This window comes from Streptococcus sp. SCPM-O-B-15304 (M98), from assembly GCF_058200215.1.
This window is the reverse complement of sequence record NZ_JBYQGQ010000051.1, coordinates 1-283: the sequence shown is the minus strand read 5'-3', so window position 1 is coordinate 283 and position 283 is coordinate 1. Positions and strand designations below refer to the sequence as shown.

Annotated in this window: 1 protein-coding gene; it reads left to right on the top strand. The window is 38.5% G+C overall.

Translation table 11 applies throughout. The features are described 5' to 3' along the window. A partial coding sequence (locus tag AC3E7H_RS10010; protein ID WP_490676519.1) for a MucBP domain-containing protein occupies nucleotides 1-283 on the top strand: 283 nt, incomplete at both ends.

Sequence of the window (283 nt, the reverse complement as noted above, 5' to 3'; positions counted from 1 at the left end):
CGTACCGAAGGGTGACTATCCAGTAGGTAAGGTTGATGAAAATGGTCACCTTGAATCATCTGACCCAGTTACAGGTAAGGTTACTAAACCAAAATCAACTATCACTTATGTTTATAAAGAAGTGAATGGTAATGTCTATGTCCACTATGTTGATACTGAAGGCAAGAAAATCAAGGACGATGTTACTGATGAAAAAGCTCAACCAGTAGACAAAGACTACGACACAGTTGTCGACAACCGTCCACAAGAGATTGAATTCGAAGGTAATACTTATGAATTGGTT